The sequence below is a fragment of the Geodermatophilus sp. SMS 5-13 genome (genome assembly GCF_059428245.1).
The window spans coordinates 640,654-660,725 of record NZ_CP165729.1; the positions used below are offsets into that span (position 1 = coordinate 640,654).

Sequence of the window (20,072 nt, forward strand, 5' to 3'; positions counted from 1 at the left end):
TCTGTCCGTCGCGGGGCTGTGGCGCAGTCCGGTAGCGCACCTCGTTCGCATCGAGGGGGTCAGGGGTTCAAATCCCCTCAGCTCCACCCGTGCACCTCACCGACGCCGTCGGGGCATTCCGCCCCGGCGGCGTTCGTGCGTCGGGGCCCCGTGACGGTACTTATGTGTGCCGCTCCGTCACAGTCCGCCGCGACTGGCCGAGCGCACGCGCACCGGCACCCTCGGTCAGCACGAGCCGGAGTGTTCCGCGTCCGGCGTTCGCGTCCGGCGTCGTCCCTTGCTTCGCCCCGTCGGCGTCCCGAAAACTGCCCCGCCATGGGTGTGCCAGGGGGAATGATCCAGCGTGGGAGTGCGGTCAGGTCGTCGCTGCGGAGCGCGCTGGTCGCCGCCGTCGTCGTCGTCACAGGGATCGCGATAGCACCGGGCACGGCGCAGGCGGCCCTGCCCGCCGGCTTCGCCGTCGTGGACATGCCCAGCGGGCAGAGCGAGCTGCTGACCGACTTCGCGTTCGCGCCCGACGGCAGCTACTTCACGACCGGCAAGAACGGCCGGGTCGCCTGGGTCTCGGCCGCGGGCGCCCCCCGGACGCTGGCCACGCTGCCGGTGGCCACGCAGCAGGACCTCGGGCTGGTCGGCGTCGCCGTCGCGAGCGACTACGCGACCAGCAAGCGCATCTACCTGGCCCGTGCGCTGGACGTGAACGGCGCCCGGATGACCCGGGTGTCGTCGTTCGCCGTGACCGGAGCCCCCGAGCCCACGGGCATCGACGCCGAGCGGGTGCTGCTGGAGCTCCCGCAGACCTCCGACGTCCACCAGATCACCGGCCTCGTGGCCGATCCGGACGGAACCCTGTGGGTGTCGACCGGGGACGCCGCCGACTTCCGCATCGCCGACCCGCTGGCCCTGCGGGCGCTGGACACGGCCACCGGATACGGCAAGCTGCTGCACGTGCTGCCGGACGGGCAGGGCGTGCCGGCCAACCCGTTCTTCGACCCCGCCGACCCGGCGTCGTGGCAGAGCCGGGTGTACGCCAGCGGCTTCCGCAGCCCGTTCCGCCTGAGCCTCGACCCGGCGACCGGCCGGCCGATCGTCGGCGACGTCGGCTGGAACAGCTGGGAGGAGGTCGACCTGGTCCGGCCGGGCGCCAGCTACGGCTGGCCGTGCTGGGAGGGCGACACCGCGACGCCGGGGTACGCCGAGATGCCCGGCTGCCAGGGCGCCGAGAACTCCACGCCGCTGTGGACCTATCCCCACGGCCCGCTCGGCACCAGCGTCAGCGGCGGCATCGTCTACACCGGGACGGCGTACCCGGCGGACTACCAGGGCGCCTACTTCTTCGGTGACTACTCCGCCCAGCGGGTCTACACGCTGCGGTACGACGCGGACGGCGCGCTCACCCGCGAGCCCGAGGCGGCCGGCTTCGGCACCGACAACGGCGCGCCGGTGAAGTTCGCCGCGCACCCCGAGAACGGCGACGTCGTCTGGGCCGACATCGCCGGGGCGGTGCTCAAGCGGCTGGTCGCGGCCCCGGGCAACCGGGCGCCCACGGCGAATGCGACCACCACCAGCGACCCGGCCACCCGCACCGTCACCTTCGACGGCAGCGGTTCCTCGGACCTCGACGGCGACGCGATCACCTACGCCTGGGACTTCGGTGACGGCGCCACGGGGACCGGCGTGAAGGCCACCCACGCCTACGCCGCTCCCGGCACCGCGCCGCTCACGGCACGGCTCACGGTCACCGATGCGCAGGGCGCGACGGGGACGACCACCCTCACGGTGGTCCCGGCCAACCACGTCCCGGTGATCACGCTCACCGCACCCCCGGCCGACCACCGGTTCGCGGTCGGGGAGCCGGTGCGGGCGAGTGCCACGGCGACCGACGTGGAGGACGGCGCCCTGGAGGTGACGTGGAGCGTCGTCCTCATCCACTGCAGCGGCGGCTACTGCCACGAGCACCCGGGCGAGACGTTCACCGGCCCGACGTTCGACCGGCCGTTCGACGACCACGGGCCCGGAACCCGGCTGGAGATCCGGGCCACCGTCACGGACAGTGTCGGCATCAAGGCGCAGGCGCGGTTCACGGCGCTCCCGCTCGACGAGTCCACCGTCTAGAACGACACCGCCGCTCACCTGGCCGTTCCGGTCGTCACACGGTGTCCCACCCCTTACGCAGAGTCATGATGTGCGGGGCGTCCGGCGCTGACTCGGGTGAATTTCCGGGGGGAGACGCACAGTGACTTGTGGCGCTGTGTAACCACCCTCACACTCCGCCGTCATGATCACGAGCGGGGGAACTTTCCGGCGGGGCATGCCCCGTCTGCTGCGCGCGGGCCTGCTCCGCATCGGGCTGGTCGCGGCCGTCGTCCTCGGGGCGATGGTCGTCGTCCCTGCGACGGCGCAGGCCGCCCTGCCGGCCGGGTTCGCGGTGCGGGACATGCCCTCCGGGCAGACCGACACGCTGACCGACTTCGCGTTCCTGCCCGACGGCAGCTACTTCACGATCGGCAAGAACGGCCGCGTGGCGTGGGTGTCGGCGGCCGGCGCGCCGCGGACGCTGGCCACCCTGCCCGTCGTCACCACCCAGGACCTCGGCCTGGTCGGGCTCGCCGTCGCCCCCGACTACGCGACGAGCAAGCGGATCTACCTCGCCCGCACCCTGCTGGTGAACAACGCCTGGACGATGAGGCTGTCCTCCTGGACGGTCACCGGCGCACCGGAGCCGACCGGGATCGGCACCGAGCGGGTGATCTGGGACCTGCCGAACGGCTCCGACGTGCACGCGACCACCGGCATCGTCGCGGCCGAGGACGGCACGCTGTGGGTCTCCATCGGCGACAGCTCCGACTTCCGCTTCGTCGACCCGCTGGCGCTGCGTGCCCTCGACGTCAACACCGGCTACGGCAAGCTGCTGCACGTCCTCCCCGACGGCCGCGGGGTGCCGTCGAACCCCTTCTACGACGCCGCCAACCCGTCGTCGTTCAAGAGCCGGGTGTACGCCAGCGGCTTCCGCAGTCCCTTCCGCCTGAGCCTGGACCCGACGACGGGAGGGCCGGTCGTCGGTGACGTCGGCTGGAACACCTGGGAGGAGGTGAACCTGATCCGGCCCGGCGCGAGCTACGGCTGGCCGTGCTGGGAGGGCAACACCCAGACCCCGGGCTACAAGGACCTCGCCGGCTGCCAGGGCGTCGGCAACTCCGCGCCGCTGTGGACCTACGTGCACGGCCCGCTCGGCACCAGCGTCACCGGCGGGATCGTCTACACCGGGTCGGCGTACCCGGCGGCGTACCAGGGCGCCTACTTCTTCGGCGACTACGCCGCGGGCCGCGTCTACACGCTGCGCTACGACAGCCAGGGCGTGCTGACCCGGCAGCCGGAGGCGGGCGGCTTCGGCACCGGCAACGGCGCGCCGGTGCGGTTCGCCGCCCACCCGGCGAACGGCGACATCGTCTACGCCGACATCGGCGGCAGCGTGCTCAAGCGGCTGAGCTACGCCGCCGGCAACCGGGCGCCCACCGCCGGCGCCGTCTTCACCACCGACCCGGCGACCCGCACGGTCGCGTTCGACGGGCGGGGGTCCAGCGACCTGGACGGCGACGCGCTCACCTACCGGTGGGAGTTCGGGGACGGCGCCACGGCCACCGGCGCGCAGGCGACCCACCAGTACCCGGACGCGACGGTGCGGACCGGCCGGCTCACGGTCACCGACGCCCAGGGCGCCACCGGGACGACGACGTTCACCGTGGCGCCGGCCAACAACGTGCCGGTGATCAGCCTGACCGCACCGCCGGCCACGCGGCAGTTCGCCGTCGGCGAGGCGGTCCAGGCGAGCGCGACGGCCACCGACGCCGAGGACGGGCCGCTCGACGTCACCTGGAGCGTCGTCCTGGTGCACTGCAGCGGCGGCTACTGCCACAACCACCCGGGTGAGACGTTCACCGGCCCGACGTTCGACCGGCCGTTCGACGACCACGGCGACGACACCCGGCTGCAGATCAACGTCAGCGCCACCGACAGCGCCGGCGTCCGGACGCAGCAGACCTTCACAGCCGCGCCGCGGCTGCGGACGCTGACGATCGCCGCCAGCACGCCGGCCGCGATCACCGTCAACGGAGCCGCGCGCGCCACCGCGCAGGTCACCGCGGGCGCGCGGGTGTCCGTGATCGCGCCGGTGACCGCCTCCGACAACGTGGCCACCTTCGACCGGTGGAGCGACGGCGCGGCGCGCGAGCGCACGCAGGTGATGCCCGACGCCGACCTGACCCTCACCGCGACGTACCTGACGCCGATCGACCGGCGGTACAACGCGGAACCGGTGCTGCGCACCCTGCTGGGCGCGCCCACGGCGCCCGAGGCCGGGGACGCCGCGGTGCGCTGGCGGACCTACGCCAAGGGCCGGCTGTACTGGTCACCGCGGGCCGGGGCGCACGAGGTGCACGGCTCGATCCTCACCGACTACCTGGCCGTGGGCGGCCACGTGAAGCTCGGGGAGCCGATCACCGACGAGACGGCGACCCCCGACGGCGTCGGCCGCTTCAACCACTTCGCCCTGCAGAACGCCTCGGTGTACTGGTCGCCGTCCACCGGCGCCCACGCCGTCTACGGGGACATCGCCACGCTGTGGAAGGCGATGGGCTTCGAGCGCAGCCCGCACGGCTACCCGAAGACCGACGAGCTGGGCACCCCCAACGGCCGCGGGCGCTACAACAGCTTCCAGAACGGGGGCATCTACTGGCTGCCCGGGCTGGGGGCGCGCAGCGTCTACGGCGCGATCTACCAGAAGTGGGGGGCGCTCGGGTGGGAGTCCGGGGTCCTCGGCTTCCCGACCAGCAACGAGACGACGGCGCCCGACCGCGTCGGCCACTTCAACCACTTCGAGGCCGGCTCGGTCTACTGGACGCCGCGCACCGGCGCCCACGAGGTGCACGGCGCGATCCGCACCCGCTGGTCGCAGCTGGGCTGGGAGCGGTCCTACCTCGGCTACCCGACCAGCGACGAGTTCGCGATCCCCGGTGGCCGACGGACCAACTTCGAGCGCGGCTACATCACCTGGACCGCGGCCACCGGCGTGGTCACCGACCGGCGCACCTGACCGCGCGGCGGGGCCTGTCCCCGGGCGGCCGGGCAGGGCATCCCCACTGCCCGGCCACCCAGGGCGCGGCCTCCGATCACACCGCCCCGCGGAAGTCGGGCGTGCGCTTCTCGAGGAACGCCCGCACGCCCTCCCGGCCCTCCGGGTCGGCGGCGGACTCCGCGATCAGCCGCGCCTCGTCGTCCAGCTGCTCGTCGAGCGTCCGGACGGCGGCCTTGCGGACCAGCGCGCGGGTGCGGACCATCGCCCGGACGGGGCCGGCGGCGACCCGGTGCGCCAGGGCGATCGCCTCGGCGTGCAGCTCGTCGTCCTCCACCAGGCGGCTGACCAGGCCGAACGTGTGCGCCTCAGCGGCGTTCAGGTAGCCGTTCGTCAGCATGAGCTCGAGCGCGCGGGGCGCCCCCAGTGCCCGGGTCAGCGCCCAGGAGGAGCCGCCGTCGGGGGAGAAGCCGAGGCCGCCGTAGGCAGGGGCGATCTTCGTCGAGCGGGCGCACACGACGATGTCGCACGCCCCGATCAGCCCGACCGCGGCCCCCGCGACCGCTCCCTGCACGCCGGCGACGACCGGGACGGGCGTGTTGATCAGCAGCCGGACGACCTCGTGCCAGTCGTGCGCCAGCCGGCCGACCGCCTCACCGGGGTCCTCCGCGCCGGCGAAGAAGGAGATGTCGCCGCCGACGCAGAACCGCTTGCCGTTGGCCACCAGGAGCACCGTGCGGGTCTCCTCGGGGCGCTCGCGCAGCGCCTGCGCCAGCTGGTGGGCCAGCGCCGGGTCGAGGGCGTTGCCCGCCTCGGGCCGGTCGAGGGTGATCCGATAGACGTCGCCGTCGACCTCGGTCAGCACCCGCGGCCGCTCCTGCGTGCTCGTCATCGCCGTCCTTCCGCCGTCCGCCTCGCCGCCCACCGTATGGGGGCGGCAAGGCGGACGCGCGTCAGGAGCGGGCGACGTGCAGCTCGTCGTCGATGGCGCCCGGAGCGCCGCCGAACTCGTCGGCGACCTCCCCGGCGATCTCGTCGTCCGGCGTCCCGTGCCCGTCGGCGGCCATCGCGGCGTCGGCGCGGGTGAGCATGCGGTGCCCGGTGGCCAGCACGGCGATGCCGAGCGCCACCGCGACCGCGCCGACGACGAACGGCACGTGGATGTTCCAGGCGTCGACCATCTTGCCGGCGGCGAAGGGCGCCAGGCCGCCGCCGATGAAGCGCACGAAGCCGTAGGCCGCCGAGGCGACGGGCCGCTCGACCGGGGCGACCAGCATGACCGCCTGCGTGGTGAGTGTGTTGTTGATGCCGACGACGATGCCGGAGGCGATCACGCACACGATCAGCGCCCAGCGGACGTCGGTGAACAGCCCGATGAGCAGCAGGAGGACGGCGAAGAAGCCGAGCGCGCCGTAGAGGGACGGCGCCGTGCCGAACCGGGCCTGCAGCTTCGGGGCGCCGAAGATCGAGAAGATCGCGACGAGCAGGCCCCAGCCGAAGAAGACGAACCCGAGCTGGACCGCGTCGAGCTCCATCGGGTACGGCGCGTACCCGAGCATGGTGAAGAAGCCCCAGTTGTAGAGCACCGCGGTCAGGCTCATGGTCAGCAGGCTGCGGTGCCGCAGCGCCTTGAGCGGGGCGCCGAGCGACGTGGGCTTCGCCGGCTTCGGGGTCGGGTCGAGCAGGACGACGGTCGCGATCAGCGCGATCGCCATGAGCGTGGCGACACCGAAGAACGGGCCGCGCCAGCTGATGTCGCCGAGCAGCCCGCCGAGCAGGGGACCGGCGGCGATGCCGAGGCCGAGCGCGGCCTCGTAGAGGACGATCGCGCCGGCGAAGCCGCCGGTCGCGCTGGCCACGATCACGGCGAGCGAGGTGGCGATGAACAGCGCGTTCCCCAGCCCCCAGCCGGCGCGGAAGCCGACGATGCCGCTGATCGAGCCGGAGAGACCGGCCAGCGCGGAGAAGGCCACGATGATCGCCAGGCCGGTGATCAGGGTGCGCTTCGGGCCGATGCGGCTGGAGACCCAGCCGGTCGCGAGCATCGCGACCGCGGTGACCACCAGGTAGCTGGTGAACAGCAGACTGACCTGGCTCGGCGACGCGTGCAGCTGCACCGACAGCGCCGGCAGGATCGGGTCGACCAGGCCGATGCCCATGAAGCTGACGACGCACGCGAACGCGACGGCGAAGACGGCCTTGGGCTGCTTGAACATGCTCGCGCTCTGAGCCGAGCTCACCGCGACACCTCCACAGGGACGGGGGGCCGGCGCAGCGCGTCGGCCAGACGGACGAGTGCGGGCAGCGCCTCGGCGATGCGCCGCTGGTCGGCGGGAGACAGGTCGGCCAGGGGGCCGGCGATGCGGCGGGTGCGCTCGGCGCGCCGCTGCGCCAGGAGCGCCTCGCCCGCCGCCGTGAGGGAGAGGACGACGGCGCGGCCGTCCCGCGGATCCGCGGCACGGGACACCAGCCCCTGGTCGGCCAGCCGCCCGATGAGCGCGGTCATCGACGGCTGGGTGATCCCCTCGGCGACGGCCAGCTCGGTGAGCCGGGCCGGGCCGGAGCGCTGCAGGCGGGCGAGGGTGCCCGCCGCGGTGAGGCTCAGCCCCGCCCGCGGCAGGGTGGCCGAGCGCAGCGCGACGACGGCGTCGTCCAGCTGTCCCGCGAGTTCCTCCGGATCCACGGCGTCAGTTGTAACACCCAACTATGTATCGGCGCCAGCCGATGCGCGGACATGCTGGAACGGCCCCCTTCCAGGGGCCCGCCCTGAGCCTGCCAAGGGTGGGGAGGAAGGGGGTCCTTTCAGAACCAGGACGGGAACCACATCCGCGCCAGCCAGTCGGCCCGCGACAGCGGCTGGCCGGTGAGCACGGGGTAGAAGAACACGAAGGTGGCGGCGACCACCGCCACGTAGAGGCACACGGCGCCCAGCCCGGCCTGGCGGCGCCAGCCCTCGGGGTGCCCGGTGCCGAGCAGGTCCTGCAGCGCGAGGGTCACCGCGAGCACGAAGAAGGGCAGGGCCGGTGCCATGTAGAAGATGAACATGGTCCGCTCGGGGTTGAGGAACCACGTCAGCCAGCCGGCGGCGATCGCGACCCCGGCGGTGATCGCCGCGGAGTCCCGGCGGGCCACGATGCGCCAGAGCAGCCACAGCATCGCGGGGGCGAACGCGAACCAGAGGGTCGGCGTCCCCACCATGAGGATGTAGCGGACGATCTGCCCGCCGGACCCGTCGGTCAGCCCCTGCGGGTTCCACAGCAGGATCGGCCGGCCGTCGACCAGCCACGACCACGGCCCCGACTCCCACGGGTGCGGGCTGGACAGGCCGTTGTGGAACCTCCACCACTCGCCGTGCATGTGCCACAGCGAGCGCAGCGCGCCCGGGACGAACGGGAAGTCGGTCTCCGGGTGCTGGTCGGCCCAGTGCCGGCCCTGGCTGGTCTCGCCGAGGAACCAGCCGGTGAAGCTGGCCACGTAGGTGAGCACCGGCAGGACGGCCAGGGCCCAGAGCGCGCCGGGCAGCCCGTACCGCGCGGCGGCGCGGGTGGGGCGGCGGACGCCGGCGTCGCGCCAGGCGGTGCGGTCCCAGAACAGCGAGAGGACCGCGAAGAAGGCCAGGAAGTAGATGCCGCTCCACTTCACCGCGCAGGCGCAGCCGAAGAGGAACCCGGCGGCGATCCGCCAGCCGCGGGGGCCGAGCCGGAAGGCGACCGCCGCCCCGCGCTCCCGGATCCGCTGCCGGACCTTGTCGCGGTCGACGACGAGGCAGGCGACCGCCGAGACGACGAACAGCTGCAGGAAGATGTCGAGCAGGCCGATGCGCGACAGGACGAAGGAGAACCCGTCCAGCGCCAGCAGCAGGCCCGCGAGCAGGCCGAGCCAGGTCGACCCGGTCAGCCGCCGGGTCAGCCGGACCAGGACGACGACGGCGATCGAGCCGGCCACCGCCGACGGGAACCGCCAGCCCAGCGAGTCGTAGTCCAAGAGGCCCTCGCCGAGCGCGATCAGCCATTTCCCGAGCGGCGGATGGACGATGAAGGTGTAGCCGCGGTTGTACTCGAACCCCCACCGCAGCAGCTCGTGCGCCTCGGGCGGGTAGTAGGCCTCGTCGAAGAGCTTGTCGCTCGGGTAGCTGATGTCCCACAGGCGGACGACGAGGCTGAGCAGGCCCAGCCCGAGCGCGAGCAGCCAGGAGGACCGGCGGTCGGTCGGCAACGGCGGGATGCGGTCGCGGCGGGGGCGGGGCAGGGGCCAGCGGCGCGCGGGCGGCGGCGTGCGGACGGTGTCGGGGACAGCCGCGGGCGCTGCTGTCTCCACCGGCACGGCCATGCGGGTCAGGGTAGGTGGACGGGCTGAGGACGCGGCCGTGACAGGCTCGTGTCCGTGACCGGACGGCTCGTTCTCGGGGGTGCCCCGCTGGGGCAGCCCGGCGACGTCGGCCCCCGGCTGCGGCAGGCGATGGCCGAGGCCGACGTCCTGGCCGTCGAGGACACCCGCCGTCTGCACCGGCTGGCCTCGGACCTGGACGTCGCGCTGACCGGGCGGATCGTGACCTTCCACGAGTCGGTGGAGCGCGCGCGGCTGCCCGGCCTGCTGGGCGCGCTGACCGACGGCGCCACGGTGCTGCTGCTCACCGACGCCGGCATGCCCTCGGTCTCGGACCCGGGCTACACGCTGGTGCGGGCGGCGATCGAGGCCGGCGTTCCGGTGACCTCGGTGCCGGGGCCGTCCGCGGTGACGACGGCGCTGGCGGTGTCCGGCCTGCCCTGCGACCGCTTCTGCTTCGAGGGATTCCTGCCGCGCCGGGCCGGCGAACGGCGGTCGCGGCTGGCCGGGCTGGCCGACGAGCGCCGCACGATGGTGTTCTTCGAGTCCCCGCACCGGCTGGCCGACGCGCTGCGGGACGCGTCGGACGCGTTCGGGGCCGACCGCGAGGCCGCCGTCTGCCGGGAGCTGACCAAGACGCACGAGGAGATCCGCCGCGGCCCGCTGGACTCGCTCGCCGCATGGGCTGCCGACGGCGTGCGCGGTGAGATCACGCTGGTGGTGGCCGGTGCGGTGCCGGCGCCGGTGGAGCTGGGCGCCGCCGAACTGGCCGCGGCGGTGGCCGCCGAGGAGGCCGCCGGTGCCACGCGCAAGGACGCGATCCGCGCCGTCGTCGTCCGGACGGGTCTGCCCCGCCGCACCGTCTACGACGCCGTCGTCAGCTCCAAGGCTCCCTGAGTTCAGTCCACGAGCAGGGCGGTCAGCCTGGCGAGGATCTCGGCGGGGCGGTGCAGGTCGGCGGCGGTCACGAAGACCACGGTCCAGCCGGCGGCGTGCAGCCGGTTGAGGCGCTGTCGGTCGCGGGCGAACTGGCCCGGCTCGCCGCGCCACAACCCGTCGTACTCCAGCGCCACCTTGCGGTCGGGCCAGGCGAGGTCGACCCGCGCGATCCGCCGGCCACCGTCCCGCACGACGAACTGAGCGACAGGTGCCGGCAGACTGCTGCGGCCGATGAGGAGTCGAAGCCGGGTCTCCTGCGGCGACTCGGCCCGTTCGTCGGCGAGCCGGCAGACCGCCTGCCTCTGGGCCGAGCCGGCCCCTGTGCTGCGGACGGACAGCGCGCGCAGAGGGGCGAGATCCACGATGCCCGAGGCCAGCATGCGGTCGACGGCCACCACGGCGTCGTCCAGCGGCAACAGCGAGGCGACTTCGAGGGCGGTGGCCTCCGGCGTGGTCGCGGCGACACCACGCCGCCGGGACAGCCAGGCCTCGGGAAGCGCACGGCGCCGGACCCGCAGCCCGTGAACGCGCGTCCGGGACGTGCCGGCCGGCACAGTCAGCTCGACGTCGTCCTCGACGCCGGCGAGCTCGACGCCCCACAGCACGGCGGCGCTGAGTCCGGTGACGACCGCGCCGGGGACGAGCACCGTCGCGGCGGCGCGAGCGCGCAGCGCATGACCGTCGGGCACAGCCGCGTCGACGTACACGTCCCGGAACAGGCGGCGCCACGCACTGCTGCGCAGCTGGTCCGCGGTGAGCAGGCCGGCTCGGATCGCCGCTGACCCGCGGAAGAAGCTGTTGCGCAGCGACGGCGGGACGGACGCAGGGACGGGCACCGCGGCACCCTCCCGCACCGGGTCCCTCTCGGGCTGACGCCGTCCACAGGGCTCCCGCGTTGGTCACTTCCCGGGGTCTCGTGGCGACGGGAGACCCCGGGAAGTGACCAACGACGCCCAAGGACGGCGCTCAGAGCCAGCCGTTGCGCTTGAAGCCGCGGTAGAGGACCGAGCAGACGACGAGGATGAGCAGCAGCACCGCCGGATAGCCGTAGCGCCAGCTCAGCTCCGGCATGAACTGGAAGTTCATCCCGTACACGCCGGTGATCAGGGTCGGGACGGCGATCATCGCGGCCCACGCGCTGATCTTCCGCGTGTCCTCGTTGTCCGACAGCGACGTGCGGGCCAGCGAGGCCTGCAGGATCGACGAGAGCAGCTCGTCCAGCCCGTTCACCTGCTCGCGCACCCGCAGCGCGTGGTCCAGGACGTCGCGGAAGTACGAGCGCATCGTCTCCGGGACGACGTCGATCTGTCGCTCGGCCAGCCGCTGCAGCGGGATCTCCAGCGGCGCCACCGCCCGCCGCAGCTGCATGAGCTCGCGCTTGAGCTGGTAGATCCGGCCGATGTCGTCGGTGCGCTCGGGGCTGAACACCGAGGCCTCGAGCTCGTCGACGTCCTCCTCGACGGCGGTGGCGACGTCGGTGAAGTTGTCGATGACCTGGTCTGCGATGGCGTAGAGCACCGCGGACGGGCCCAGGCAGAGCAGCTCCCGCTGGTCCTCCAGCCGCCGGCGCAGCTCGGCCAGGCCGCTGTGCTCCCCGTGCCGGACAGTGATCACGTAGTGCCGGCCCAGGAAGGCCATGACCTCGCCGGTGTCGACCACCTCGCTGGTCGCGGTCAGCTGCTCGTGCTCGATGTAGCGGCCGGTCTTGAGCACCATGAACAGCGCGTCGTCGTAGCTCTCCAGCTTGGGCCGCTGGTGCGCCTCGACGGCGTCCTCGACCGCGAGCGGGTGCAGCTCGTACCGCTCGGCGATCTCGTCGAGCTCCGCCTGGGTCGGCTCGTAGAGGCCCAGCCACACGAAGCCGCCGCGGTCCACGGCCACCGCCAGCGCGTCGTCCGGTGACACGTGCGGCTGGCGGTGCCCGTCGACGTACACGGCGCAGTCGACGATCGTGCTCTCGGAGACCCGGCGCCCCGGCGCCGGCCGGGACGCGCCGGCCGGGCGCGGCCGCATGGTCGGGGGCAGGCCCAGCGGCGTGCCGGGGGAGTCGGTGGTGCTCATCGGCGTCCCTCCTCGGCGGCACGGGCGACGGGCGGTGTGTGGCCCGGTCAGCGTAGGTCCGCCGGATGTGGTTAGCCGTGGCGCCTTCCGGGAAGTCGATCACGCACCCGGAAGAGGGAGGGACGCCGTGACCGCTGCGAACCGCCGGATCAAGTCCGTCGAGGACTGCATCCGGGACACCGAGGAACCGGAGCACCAGCTCAAGAAGGGTCTCTCCGCGCTCGACCTGACCGTCTTCGGCGTCGGCGTGATCATCGGGACCGGCATCTTCGTGCTCACCGGCGTGGTGGCGAAGGAGCAGGCCGGACCGGCCGTCGCGCTCTCCTTCGTCGTCGCCGGCATCGTCTGCGGGCTGGCGGCGCTCTGCTACGCCGAGTTCGCCTCGACGGTCCCGGTCGCGGGCTCGGCCTACACGTTCTCCTACGCCACCTTCGGGGAGTTCATCGCCTGGATCATCGGCTGGGACCTCGTGCTCGAGCTCGCCCTCGGCGCCGCCACCGTGTCGGTCGGCTGGTCGGGCTATCTCAACCAGCTGCTCGGCGACCTCGGCATCCCCCTGCCGACGTCGATCGCCGGTGAGACGGCCACGGTCAACATCCCGGCCATCTTCATCGCGCTGCTCATGACCGGCGTGCTGGTGCTCGGCATCAAGCTCTCGTCGCGGGTCACCGGGATCATCGTCGCGATCAAGGTCGCCATCGTGCTGCTGGTGATCGTGGTCGGCTTCTTCTACGTCCAGGCCGACAACTACTCGCCCTTCATCCCGCCGGCCGAGTCCGGCGAGTCGGGCAGCGGGCTGACGGCGCCGCTGATCCAGCTCCTCGCGGGCTTCACGCCGAGCACGTTCGGCGTGGGCGGCATCTTCGCGGGAGCGGCGATCGTCTTCTTCGCGTTCATCGGCTTCGACATCGTGGCCACGGCCGCGGAGGAGACCAAGGAACCCAAGCGGGACGTGCCGCGGGGCATCCTCGGCTCGCTGGCCATCTGCACCCTGCTCTACGTCGCGGTCTCGCTGGTCGTCGTCGGCATGCAGAACTACCGCGAGCTGTCCACCGACGCGCCCCTGGCCGAGGCGTTCCGCAGCGTCGGGCTGCCGTTCCTCTCGGCCCTGATCTCCGTCGGTGCGCTGGCCGGGCTGACCTCGGTGGTCATGATCCTGATGCTCGGCCAGTCCCGGGTCATCTTCGCGATGAGCCGCGACTCGTTGCTGCCGCGACCGATCGGGCGGGTGCACCCGAAGTACGGCACGCCCTACCGGATCACCATCGCGACCGGCGTCGTCGTCGCGCTGCTCGGTGGCTTCGTCCCGCTCGGGACGCTGGCGGAGCTGGTGAACATCGGCACGCTGTTCGCGTTCATCCTGGTGTCGATCGGCGTGATCATCCTCCGCCGGACCCGGCCCGAGCTGCACCGCGCGTTCCGCGTGCCCGGGGTGCCGGTGCTGCCGATCCTCTCCGCCCTGGCCTGCCTGTGGCTGATGCTCAACCTGCCCGCCGAGACCTGGCTGCGGTTCGCCGTCTGGATGGCGGTCGGACTGGTCGTCTACTTCTTCTACAGCTGGCGGCACAGCCGGCTCGCGCCCGGCAACGAGCAGGCCAGGGAGTCCACACGCACCTGACCTCCCCCCGAGGGGTGAGGCCCGCCGGGCGCCCGTTCAGCGTCTGGCGGGGAGCGCCGACGCAACCGGGGACAGCAGTCCCCGGTCAAGGAGCTCCCCGTGGCGAGCAGTGCCCTCGACGTCCGCGAACCGCGCGTGGCGGTGCCCGAGGCGGTCCGCCGCCTGCCGGCCACCGTCGTCGGCGCCGCCGCGCTCGGGGTGGTCGAGGCGGTGGCCCTGCTCGCCGGTGCGCTCACCGGCCTGGACGGCGTCCTCACCTCGCCGCACCGGCCGTCCGGCGCGGTCGTCGCGCTGGTGCTGCTGACCCTGGCCGGCTGGATCGTCGGCTGCGCCGGCGGCGCGGCCACCCTCGTCGACGGCGCCGGGCGCGGGATCTTCGCCTGGATCGCCTACGTCGAGCTGGCCCTGGTCGGCCTGCTGCTCCTCGTGGGCCTGTTCACCACCCGCCTGGACGGCTACCTGCCGGCGGCGCTGCCCCTGCCCGCGGTCGCGCTGCTCGCCCTCGCCGTCCCGACCGGGAAGCTGCTGCTCGCCGGGTCGCCGACCGCGCTGGCCTGGGTCGCCGCCGGCCCCCGACCGCGGGAGCGGCGCACCGACCCGGTGGCCGCCCACCGCGGCCTGTGCACGGCCACGCTGGCCGTGATCGCGCTGACCCTGGGCGCCGTCGCACTGGTCGCCCCGGCCGTGGGGGCGGGCCCCGACGCGCCCGGCAGCGTCGCCTCCAGCACGCACTGAGCGGAAGTCGCTCGACGCGCCTCACTACGCTCGTGCCGTGAGTGAGCGGCACATCCTGACCGCCGTGGCCTGGCCCTACGCCAACGGCCCGCGGCACATCGGCCACGTCTCCGGCTTCGGCGTCCCCTCCGACGTCTTCAGCCGCTACCAGCGGATGGCCGGCAACCGGGTGCTGATGGTCAGCGGCACCGACGAGCACGGGACGCCGATCACCGTCGCGGCCGACGCCGAGGGGGTCACGCCGCGCCAGATCGCCGATCGCAACAACCGGATCATCGTGGGCGACCTGGCCAGCCTCGGGCTGTCCTACGACCTGTTCACCAGGACGACGACGCAGAACCACGCCGCGATCAGCCAGGAGATCTTCCTCGGCCTGCTCAAGAACGGCTACGTCTTCCCGAGGACGACGCTCGGCGCGATCAGCCCGTCGACCGGGCGCACGCTGCCCGACCGCTACATCGAGGGCACCTGCCCGATCTGCGGCTACGACGGCGCCCGCGGCGACCAGTGCGACAACTGCGGCAACCAACTCGACCCCACCGACCTGATCAACCCGGTCAGCCGGATCAACGGCGAGACCCCGAAGTTCGTCGAGGAGGAGCACTACTTCCTCGACCTGCCGGCGTTCACCAAGTCCCTCGGCAACTGGCTCGACAGCCGCCAGGGCTGGCGGCCCAACGTGCTCAACTTCGCCAAGAACCTGCTCGACGACCTCAAGCCGCGCAGCTACACCCGCGACATCGACTGGGGTGTGCGGGTGCCGCTCGAGGGCTGGATCGACCGGCCGGACAAGCGGATCTACGTGTGGTTCGACGCCGTGGTCGGCTACCTGTCCGCGTCGATCGAGTGGGCCCGCCGGTCCGGCGACGCCGACGCGTGGCGGCAGTGGTGGCAGACGCCGGACGCCGGCGCCTACTACTTCATGGGCAAGGACAACATCGTCTTCCACGCCGAGATCTGGCCGGCGCAGCTGCAGGGCTACAACGGCGAGGGTGACAAGGGCGGGACGCCGGGGTCGCTCGGCCGGCTGAACCTGCCGACCGAGGTGGTCTCGAGCGAGTTCCTGACCATGGAGGGGCGCAAGTTCTCCTCCTCCCGCCAGGTGGTCATCTACGTCCGCGACTTCCTCGCCCGCTACGACGCCGACGCGCTGCGCTACTTCATCGCGGTCGCCGGGCCGGAGACCCAGGACACCGACTTCACCTGGTCGGAGTTCCGCCGTCGCAACAACGACGAGCTGGTCGCCGGCTGGGGCAACCTGGTCAACCGGAGCGTCTCGATGGCGGCGAAGAACGTCGGCGCCGTCCCGACGCCGGGGGAGCTGACCGACGCCGACCGCGCGCTGCTGGCGGCGACCTCCGGTGCCTTCGGGACCGTCGGTGACCTGCTCGCCCGCAACCGGCAGAAGGCCGCGGCGACCGAGGCGATGCGGGTCGTCGGCGAGGCGAACAAGTACCTGTCCGACCAGGCGCCCTGGAAGCTCAAGGAGGACCCGGCGCGCCGGGACACCGTCCTGCACACCGCCCTGCAGGCGGTCAGCGACTGCAACACGCTGCTCACCCCGTTCCTGCCGCACTCGGCCCAGCAGGTGCACGAGCTGCTCGGCGGCACCGGGGTGTGGTCGCCGGCCCCGCAGGTGGTGGAGAGCACGGACCTCGACGACGGCTCGCCGTACCCGATCATCACCGGCGACTACGCCACGGCCGAGGCGGTGTGGGCCTCCCGGCCCCTGGAGGCGGGGACGCCGCTGCAGCCGCCGACGCCGGTGTTCAAGAAGCTCGACGAGTCGGTGGTGGAGGAGGAGCTCGCCCGTCTCGAGGCCGAGGCCAAGTGAGCGAGCTCGCGAGCTCACCAAGGGGGACAGCAGTCGGACGGCGAATGCCGGCGCCGAGCGCAGGCGAGGCGCTGGTATGAGTCGTTCGACCGCGGCCCGCGCCAACCGGCGCGGGGAGCCGCCGCCGTCCCCGGAGCCGCTGCCGTCCCCGGCCCTGGACAGCCACACCCACCTCGACATCGTCGTGGGGGAGCGGCCGGCTCACGGCGCCGGTGACGAGGGCTGGCCGGACGACGACGCCATCGCGGCCGAGATCGCCGCGGCGGCCGCGGTCGGCGTCCCGCGGCTGGTGCAGGTCGGCGTCGACGTCCCCTCCTCGCGCTGGTCGGCGGCGCTGGCCGACCGGCACCCGTCGGTGCTCGCCGCCGTCGCGGTCCACCCCAACGAGGCCGGCGCCGGGCGGGCGACGGACGACGCACTGGCCGAGATCGACCGGCTGGCCGCGCTGCCGCGGGTGCGGGCGGTGGGGGAGACCGGCCTCGACCGCTTCCGCACCGGGCCGGACGGGTGGGCGGCGCAGGAGGCGTCGTTCCGCGCGCACATCCGCATCGCCAAGGACCGCGGGGTCGCGCTGGTCATCCACGACCGGGACGCGCACGAGGAGATCCTGCGGGTGCTCGAGGACGAGGGCGCCCCGGAGCACACCGTCCTCCACTGCTTCTCCGGGGACGCGCGCTTCGCCCAGGCGTGTGTGGAGCGGGGCTACGTCCTCTCCTTCGCCGGGACCCTGACGTTCGGCAACGCCGGCTACCTGCGCGAGGCCGCGGCGCTCACCCCGGTCGACCAGCTGCTGGTGGAGACCGATGCGCCGTTCCTCACCCCGATGCCGCACCGCGGCCGGCCCAACGCGTCGCGGATGGTGCCGCACACGGTGCGTGCGCTCGCCGAGGTCACCGGGGTCGAGCTCGCGCCGCTCTGCGAGGCCCTGACCAGCACGGCGGAACGCGTCTTCGGCCCCTGGGAGGGATAGGCCCCCGCGGCCGGCGGCGGCCGTGAGCGATGTGGAGAGCACTCCGGTCCCTCCGCCGCGTCAGGGGATGCACACTTGTCCCGTGGGCCGCCTCATCGCCGTCGTGCTCTTCATCGCCGTGCTGGTCCCCGGTGTGCTGCTCGCCCGGGGGTGGTGGCTGGCCGCCGGCCGCCGCGCGGTAGCCGTGGCCGCGGTGGAGTTCGCCGCCCCCACCCCCAAGGGGACGGCGACGCTGCAGCGTCAGGCGCAGCACGGACGGCGGGTGCGCCGGCTGGGCCTCCTGCTCGGCGTCCTGGGCATCGTCGGCAGCATCGTGCTGTTCGCGGAGGCGTCGGTCTTCCTGTGGGTGCCGGCCCTGGCGATCGGCCTGCTCGTCGGCGTGGTGCTGGCCGAGGCGACCCGCCCGCGCCCGCGCTGGGAGTCGGCGACCCCGGTCCGACGGCCGCGCCGCGGCGAGCAGATCTCCGCGTGGCTGCTGTGGACGATGCGCGCCGTCGTCGTCGCCGAGGTGGTCACGGCCGTCGTCCTGTGGCGGGACGACCACCTGGCCGATGCGGTCGGCTGGGTCGCCCTCACGGTGCCGCTCGCGGTCTGGGTGCTCGCCGAGATCGCGCTGCTGCGCATCCTCCTGCGCCCCCTGCCGGCCGAGGGCGCCGACGTGCCGGTGGACGAGGCGCTGCGCACCTGGACCGCCCACCTGGTCGTCGCGGCCACGAGCGTGCTGGCGCTCCTGCCGCTGGGGGCGCTCCTGCTGCTGGCCGGCATCGAGCGCGGCGACCGGGTGTCCGAGGGGTTCGACCTGCTGCCGGTGGCCCTCGTCGCCGGCGGCTTCTCCGCGCTGGCCGCCGGTGTCGCGGTGGCCGGCTTCCTGCTCACCTGGCTGCGCCCGGTGCGCTCCAACGAGCGCGCGCTCGCCGGCTGACAGCCGGCCGCCGCTGCCCCGATGCGAGGGCGGCCACACTGTGGGCTTGGTCACGGCGAACACTCACCGTGCGCAGCCGTCCCACCGGCATCACCCGGCACGTCCGTGACACTGCGTGTCGGCGCGTCCACATAGCGACATGACGGCCCTCTGGTTGACTGCGCACGCACCTTGCTCCTCGCACCGTGTTCGTTATCGTGTCGTGACTGACAGCCGGGGTGGAGACCGACCCGGGCGGCGTCGACCGACCGGGTACTCCACGTCCCGGTGGCGCGCGGCCTGGAATCGGCCAGCACGGCGGCGGACCGTCTCCGGACGGGTCCGCGGCCCTCCTGCCCGGGTTCCCTGACCCCGTGGAAGTGTCGTGCGCCGTCCTCTCCAGCTCGCCCTGTTCGCCCTCGTGCTCGTAGGGCTCGTCGGCGGCTCGGTGGCCTACTACCTGGGCCAGAAGTCGCTGACCCTGACCGTCGACGGGCAGGCCCGCTCGGTCAGCACCTACGCCGGCACCGTCGGCGAGGTCCTGGAGGACGAGGGGCTGGTGCCCGCCGCGCACGACGTCGTCCTGCCGGCCGAGGACGCCGAGGTCTCCGACGGCGACACCGTCGTCCTCAACCGGGCCCGGCCCCTGCAGCTGACCGTCGACGGCGTGAGCAGCCAGGTCTACGTGACCGCGCTCTCCGTCGACGAGGCGCTCGAGCAGCTGGGCTACCGCGCCGACGACCTGGTCCTCTCGGCCAGCCGCAGCGAGCGCCTGCCGCTGAACGGCATGCAGCTGTCGATCACCACGCCGAAGGACGTCACGCTCCTCGCCGACGGCCAGGAGCGCGTGGTGACCACCACCGCCGCGACGGCCGGTGACCTGCTCGCCGAGCAGGGCATCACGCTGAGCCCGACCGACCGCACGAGCCTCTACCCGACCCAGGCGCTGCTGGACCACATGCGCCTGCAGGTCTTCCGCGTGCAGGTCAGCGAGGTCACCGAGACCACCCCGATCCCGCACGGCCGGGCCGAGACCGAGGACCCCAACGCGTTCGAGGGCGACGAGACCGTCACCCAGCCGGGCGAGGACGGCGAGACCTCGACGGTCATCCGCGTCACCGTCACCGACGGTGTCGAGAGCGGCCGGGAGCAGGTCTCGCAGACGGTGACGAAGCAGCCGGTCGACGAGCAGGTCACCGTCGGCACCAAGGAGCGCCCCGCCCCGCCCGCGTCGACGAGCGGGCTGAACTGGGACGCCCTGGCGCGGTGCGAGGCCGGCGGCAACTGGGCGATCAACACCGGCAACGGCTACTACGGCGGCCTGCAGTACAACGTCTCGACGTGGAACGCCTACGGCGGTGGCGAGTTCGCCCCGCGGCCGGACCTCGCCACCCGGGAGCAGCAGATCGCCGTCGGGGAGCGCACCTACGCCGCCCGCGGCACCTCGCCCTGGCCGGCCTGCGGCAGCCGCCTGCACGGCTGATCGGATCCCGCTGAGCACCACCCCGGAGCCCGACGCGCTGCTGGGCCCGGCCGCGATCCGCGACCTGGCCCGGCAGCTCGAGCTGCGACCCACCAAGACGCTCGGGCAGAACTTCCTGCACGACGCGAACACGA

Annotated in this window: 15 protein-coding genes and 1 tRNA gene; 10 read left to right on the top strand and 6 right to left on the bottom strand. The window is 73.3% G+C overall.

Going from position 1 to position 20,072, the window contains the following annotated elements:
- Positions 1 to 12 precede the first annotated feature (12 nt).
- From AB3388_RS03115 to AB3388_RS03125, 3 genes are all read left to right on the top strand, one after another.
- Positions 13 to 86, top strand: a tRNA-Ala gene (locus AB3388_RS03115).
- A gap of 247 nt (positions 87 to 333) precedes the next feature.
- Positions 334 to 2,115, top strand: coding sequence for a PQQ-dependent sugar dehydrogenase (locus AB3388_RS03120; RefSeq protein WP_495409290.1), 1,782 nt, complete (start codon positions 334 to 336; stop codon positions 2,113 to 2,115).
- Positions 2,116 to 2,311: 196 nt separating this feature from the next.
- Positions 2,312 to 5,092 carry a PQQ-dependent sugar dehydrogenase gene (locus tag AB3388_RS03125; protein ID WP_495409291.1) on the top strand — a complete coding sequence of 927 codons (2,781 nt, stop codon included), beginning with the start codon at positions 2,312 to 2,314 and terminating at the stop codon, positions 5,090 to 5,092.
- A gap of 76 nt (positions 5,093 to 5,168) precedes the next feature.
- Here the strand turns inward: AB3388_RS03125 and AB3388_RS03130 are convergent, their stop codons facing one another.
- The 4 genes from AB3388_RS03130 to AB3388_RS03145 all read right to left on the bottom strand — a co-directional run bounded on the left by AB3388_RS03130 (position 5,169) and on the right by AB3388_RS03145 (position 9,400).
- Positions 5,169 to 5,963, bottom strand: a complete 795-nt coding sequence (locus AB3388_RS03130; protein WP_495409292.1) for an enoyl-CoA hydratase/isomerase family protein — start codon at positions 5,961 to 5,963, stop codon at positions 5,169 to 5,171.
- A gap of 61 nt (positions 5,964 to 6,024) precedes the next feature.
- Positions 6,025 to 7,311, bottom strand: a complete 1,287-nt coding sequence (locus tag AB3388_RS03135) for an MFS transporter (protein WP_495409293.1) — start codon at positions 7,309 to 7,311, stop codon at positions 6,025 to 6,027.
- Positions 7,308 to 7,754, bottom strand: a complete 447-nt coding sequence (locus AB3388_RS03140) for a MarR family winged helix-turn-helix transcriptional regulator (RefSeq protein ID WP_495409294.1) — start codon at positions 7,752 to 7,754, stop codon at positions 7,308 to 7,310. Before AB3388_RS03140 ends, AB3388_RS03135 begins: the two co-directional genes overlap by 4 nt.
- A 119-nt stretch (positions 7,755 to 7,873) precedes the next feature.
- Positions 7,874 to 9,400 (bottom strand): dolichyl-phosphate-mannose--protein mannosyltransferase, encoded by a 1,527-nt coding sequence (locus tag AB3388_RS03145; protein ID WP_495409295.1) that lies wholly within the window; start codon positions 9,398 to 9,400, stop codon positions 7,874 to 7,876.
- 54 nt (positions 9,401 to 9,454) lie between these two features.
- Here AB3388_RS03145 and rsmI point away from each other — a divergent pair, with 54 nt between their 5' ends.
- Positions 9,455 to 10,294, top strand: coding sequence for a 16S rRNA (cytidine(1402)-2'-O)-methyltransferase (gene rsmI, locus AB3388_RS03150; protein WP_495409296.1), 840 nt, complete (start codon positions 9,455 to 9,457; stop codon positions 10,292 to 10,294).
- Between the two features lie 2 nt (positions 10,295 to 10,296).
- On the opposite strand, the gene AB3388_RS03155 is transcribed toward rsmI, so the two are convergent.
- Positions 10,297 to 11,172: an endonuclease domain-containing protein gene (locus tag AB3388_RS03155; protein ID WP_495409297.1), complete on the bottom strand. Its 876-nt coding sequence runs from the start codon at positions 11,170 to 11,172 to the stop codon at positions 10,297 to 10,299.
- A 130-nt stretch (positions 11,173 to 11,302) separates the two neighbouring features.
- Entirely contained in the window at positions 11,303 to 12,397 is a 1,095-nt protein-coding gene (gene corA, locus AB3388_RS03160) for a magnesium/cobalt transporter CorA (RefSeq protein ID WP_495409298.1), read from the bottom strand.
- A 127-nt stretch (positions 12,398 to 12,524) separates the two neighbouring features.
- On the opposite strand from corA, the gene AB3388_RS03165 reads away from it, so the two are divergent.
- The 6 genes from AB3388_RS03165 (at position 12,525) to AB3388_RS03190 (ending at position 19,938) form a co-directional block, all read left to right on the top strand.
- Positions 12,525 to 14,015: an amino acid permease gene (locus AB3388_RS03165; RefSeq protein ID WP_495409299.1), complete on the top strand. Its 1,491-nt coding sequence runs from the start codon at positions 12,525 to 12,527 to the stop codon at positions 14,013 to 14,015.
- Positions 14,016 to 14,114: 99 nt separating this feature from the next.
- Complete coding sequence (locus tag AB3388_RS03170; protein WP_495409300.1) at positions 14,115 to 14,750, top strand: hypothetical protein; 636 nt, start codon at positions 14,115 to 14,117, stop codon at positions 14,748 to 14,750.
- A 37-nt stretch (positions 14,751 to 14,787) separates the two neighbouring features.
- Positions 14,788 to 16,584 carry a methionine--tRNA ligase gene (gene metG / locus AB3388_RS03175; protein WP_495409301.1) on the top strand — a complete coding sequence of 599 codons (1,797 nt, stop codon included), beginning with the start codon at positions 14,788 to 14,790 and terminating at the stop codon, positions 16,582 to 16,584.
- Between the two features lie 76 nt (positions 16,585 to 16,660).
- Positions 16,661 to 17,554, top strand: coding sequence for a TatD family hydrolase (locus tag AB3388_RS03180; protein ID WP_495409302.1), 894 nt, complete (start codon positions 16,661 to 16,663; stop codon positions 17,552 to 17,554).
- A gap of 82 nt (positions 17,555 to 17,636) precedes the next feature.
- The gene (locus AB3388_RS03185) at positions 17,637 to 18,476 is read left to right on the top strand and encodes a hypothetical protein (protein ID WP_495409303.1); all 840 of its coding nucleotides are present in this window, start codon (positions 17,637 to 17,639) and stop codon (positions 18,474 to 18,476) included.
- A gap of 364 nt (positions 18,477 to 18,840) precedes the next feature.
- Complete coding sequence (locus tag AB3388_RS03190; RefSeq protein ID WP_495409304.1) at positions 18,841 to 19,938, top strand: resuscitation-promoting factor; 1,098 nt, start codon at positions 18,841 to 18,843, stop codon at positions 19,936 to 19,938.
- The last annotated feature ends 134 nt before the right edge of the window (positions 19,939 to 20,072 follow it).

What these genes read in the sequence shown, in the direction of transcription:
- AB3388_RS03120 (WP_495409290.1), top strand. Translation starts at nt 334, where the DNA reads ATGATCCAGCGTGGGAGTGCGGTCAGGTCGTCGCTGCGGAGCGCGCTG.
- corA (WP_495409298.1), bottom strand. Translation starts at nt 12,397, where the DNA reads ATGAGCACCACCGACTCCCCCGGCACGCCGCTGGGCCTGCCCCCGACC.
- AB3388_RS03145 (WP_495409295.1), bottom strand. Translation starts at nt 9,400, where the DNA reads ATGGCCGTGCCGGTGGAGACAGCAGCGCCCGCGGCTGTCCCCGACACC.
- AB3388_RS03180 (WP_495409302.1), top strand. Translation starts at nt 16,661, where the DNA reads ATGAGTCGTTCGACCGCGGCCCGCGCCAACCGGCGCGGGGAGCCGCCG.
- AB3388_RS03125 (WP_495409291.1), top strand. Translation starts at nt 2,312, where the DNA reads ATGCCCCGTCTGCTGCGCGCGGGCCTGCTCCGCATCGGGCTGGTCGCG.
- AB3388_RS03130 (WP_495409292.1), bottom strand. Translation starts at nt 5,963, where the DNA reads ATGACGAGCACGCAGGAGCGGCCGCGGGTGCTGACCGAGGTCGACGGC.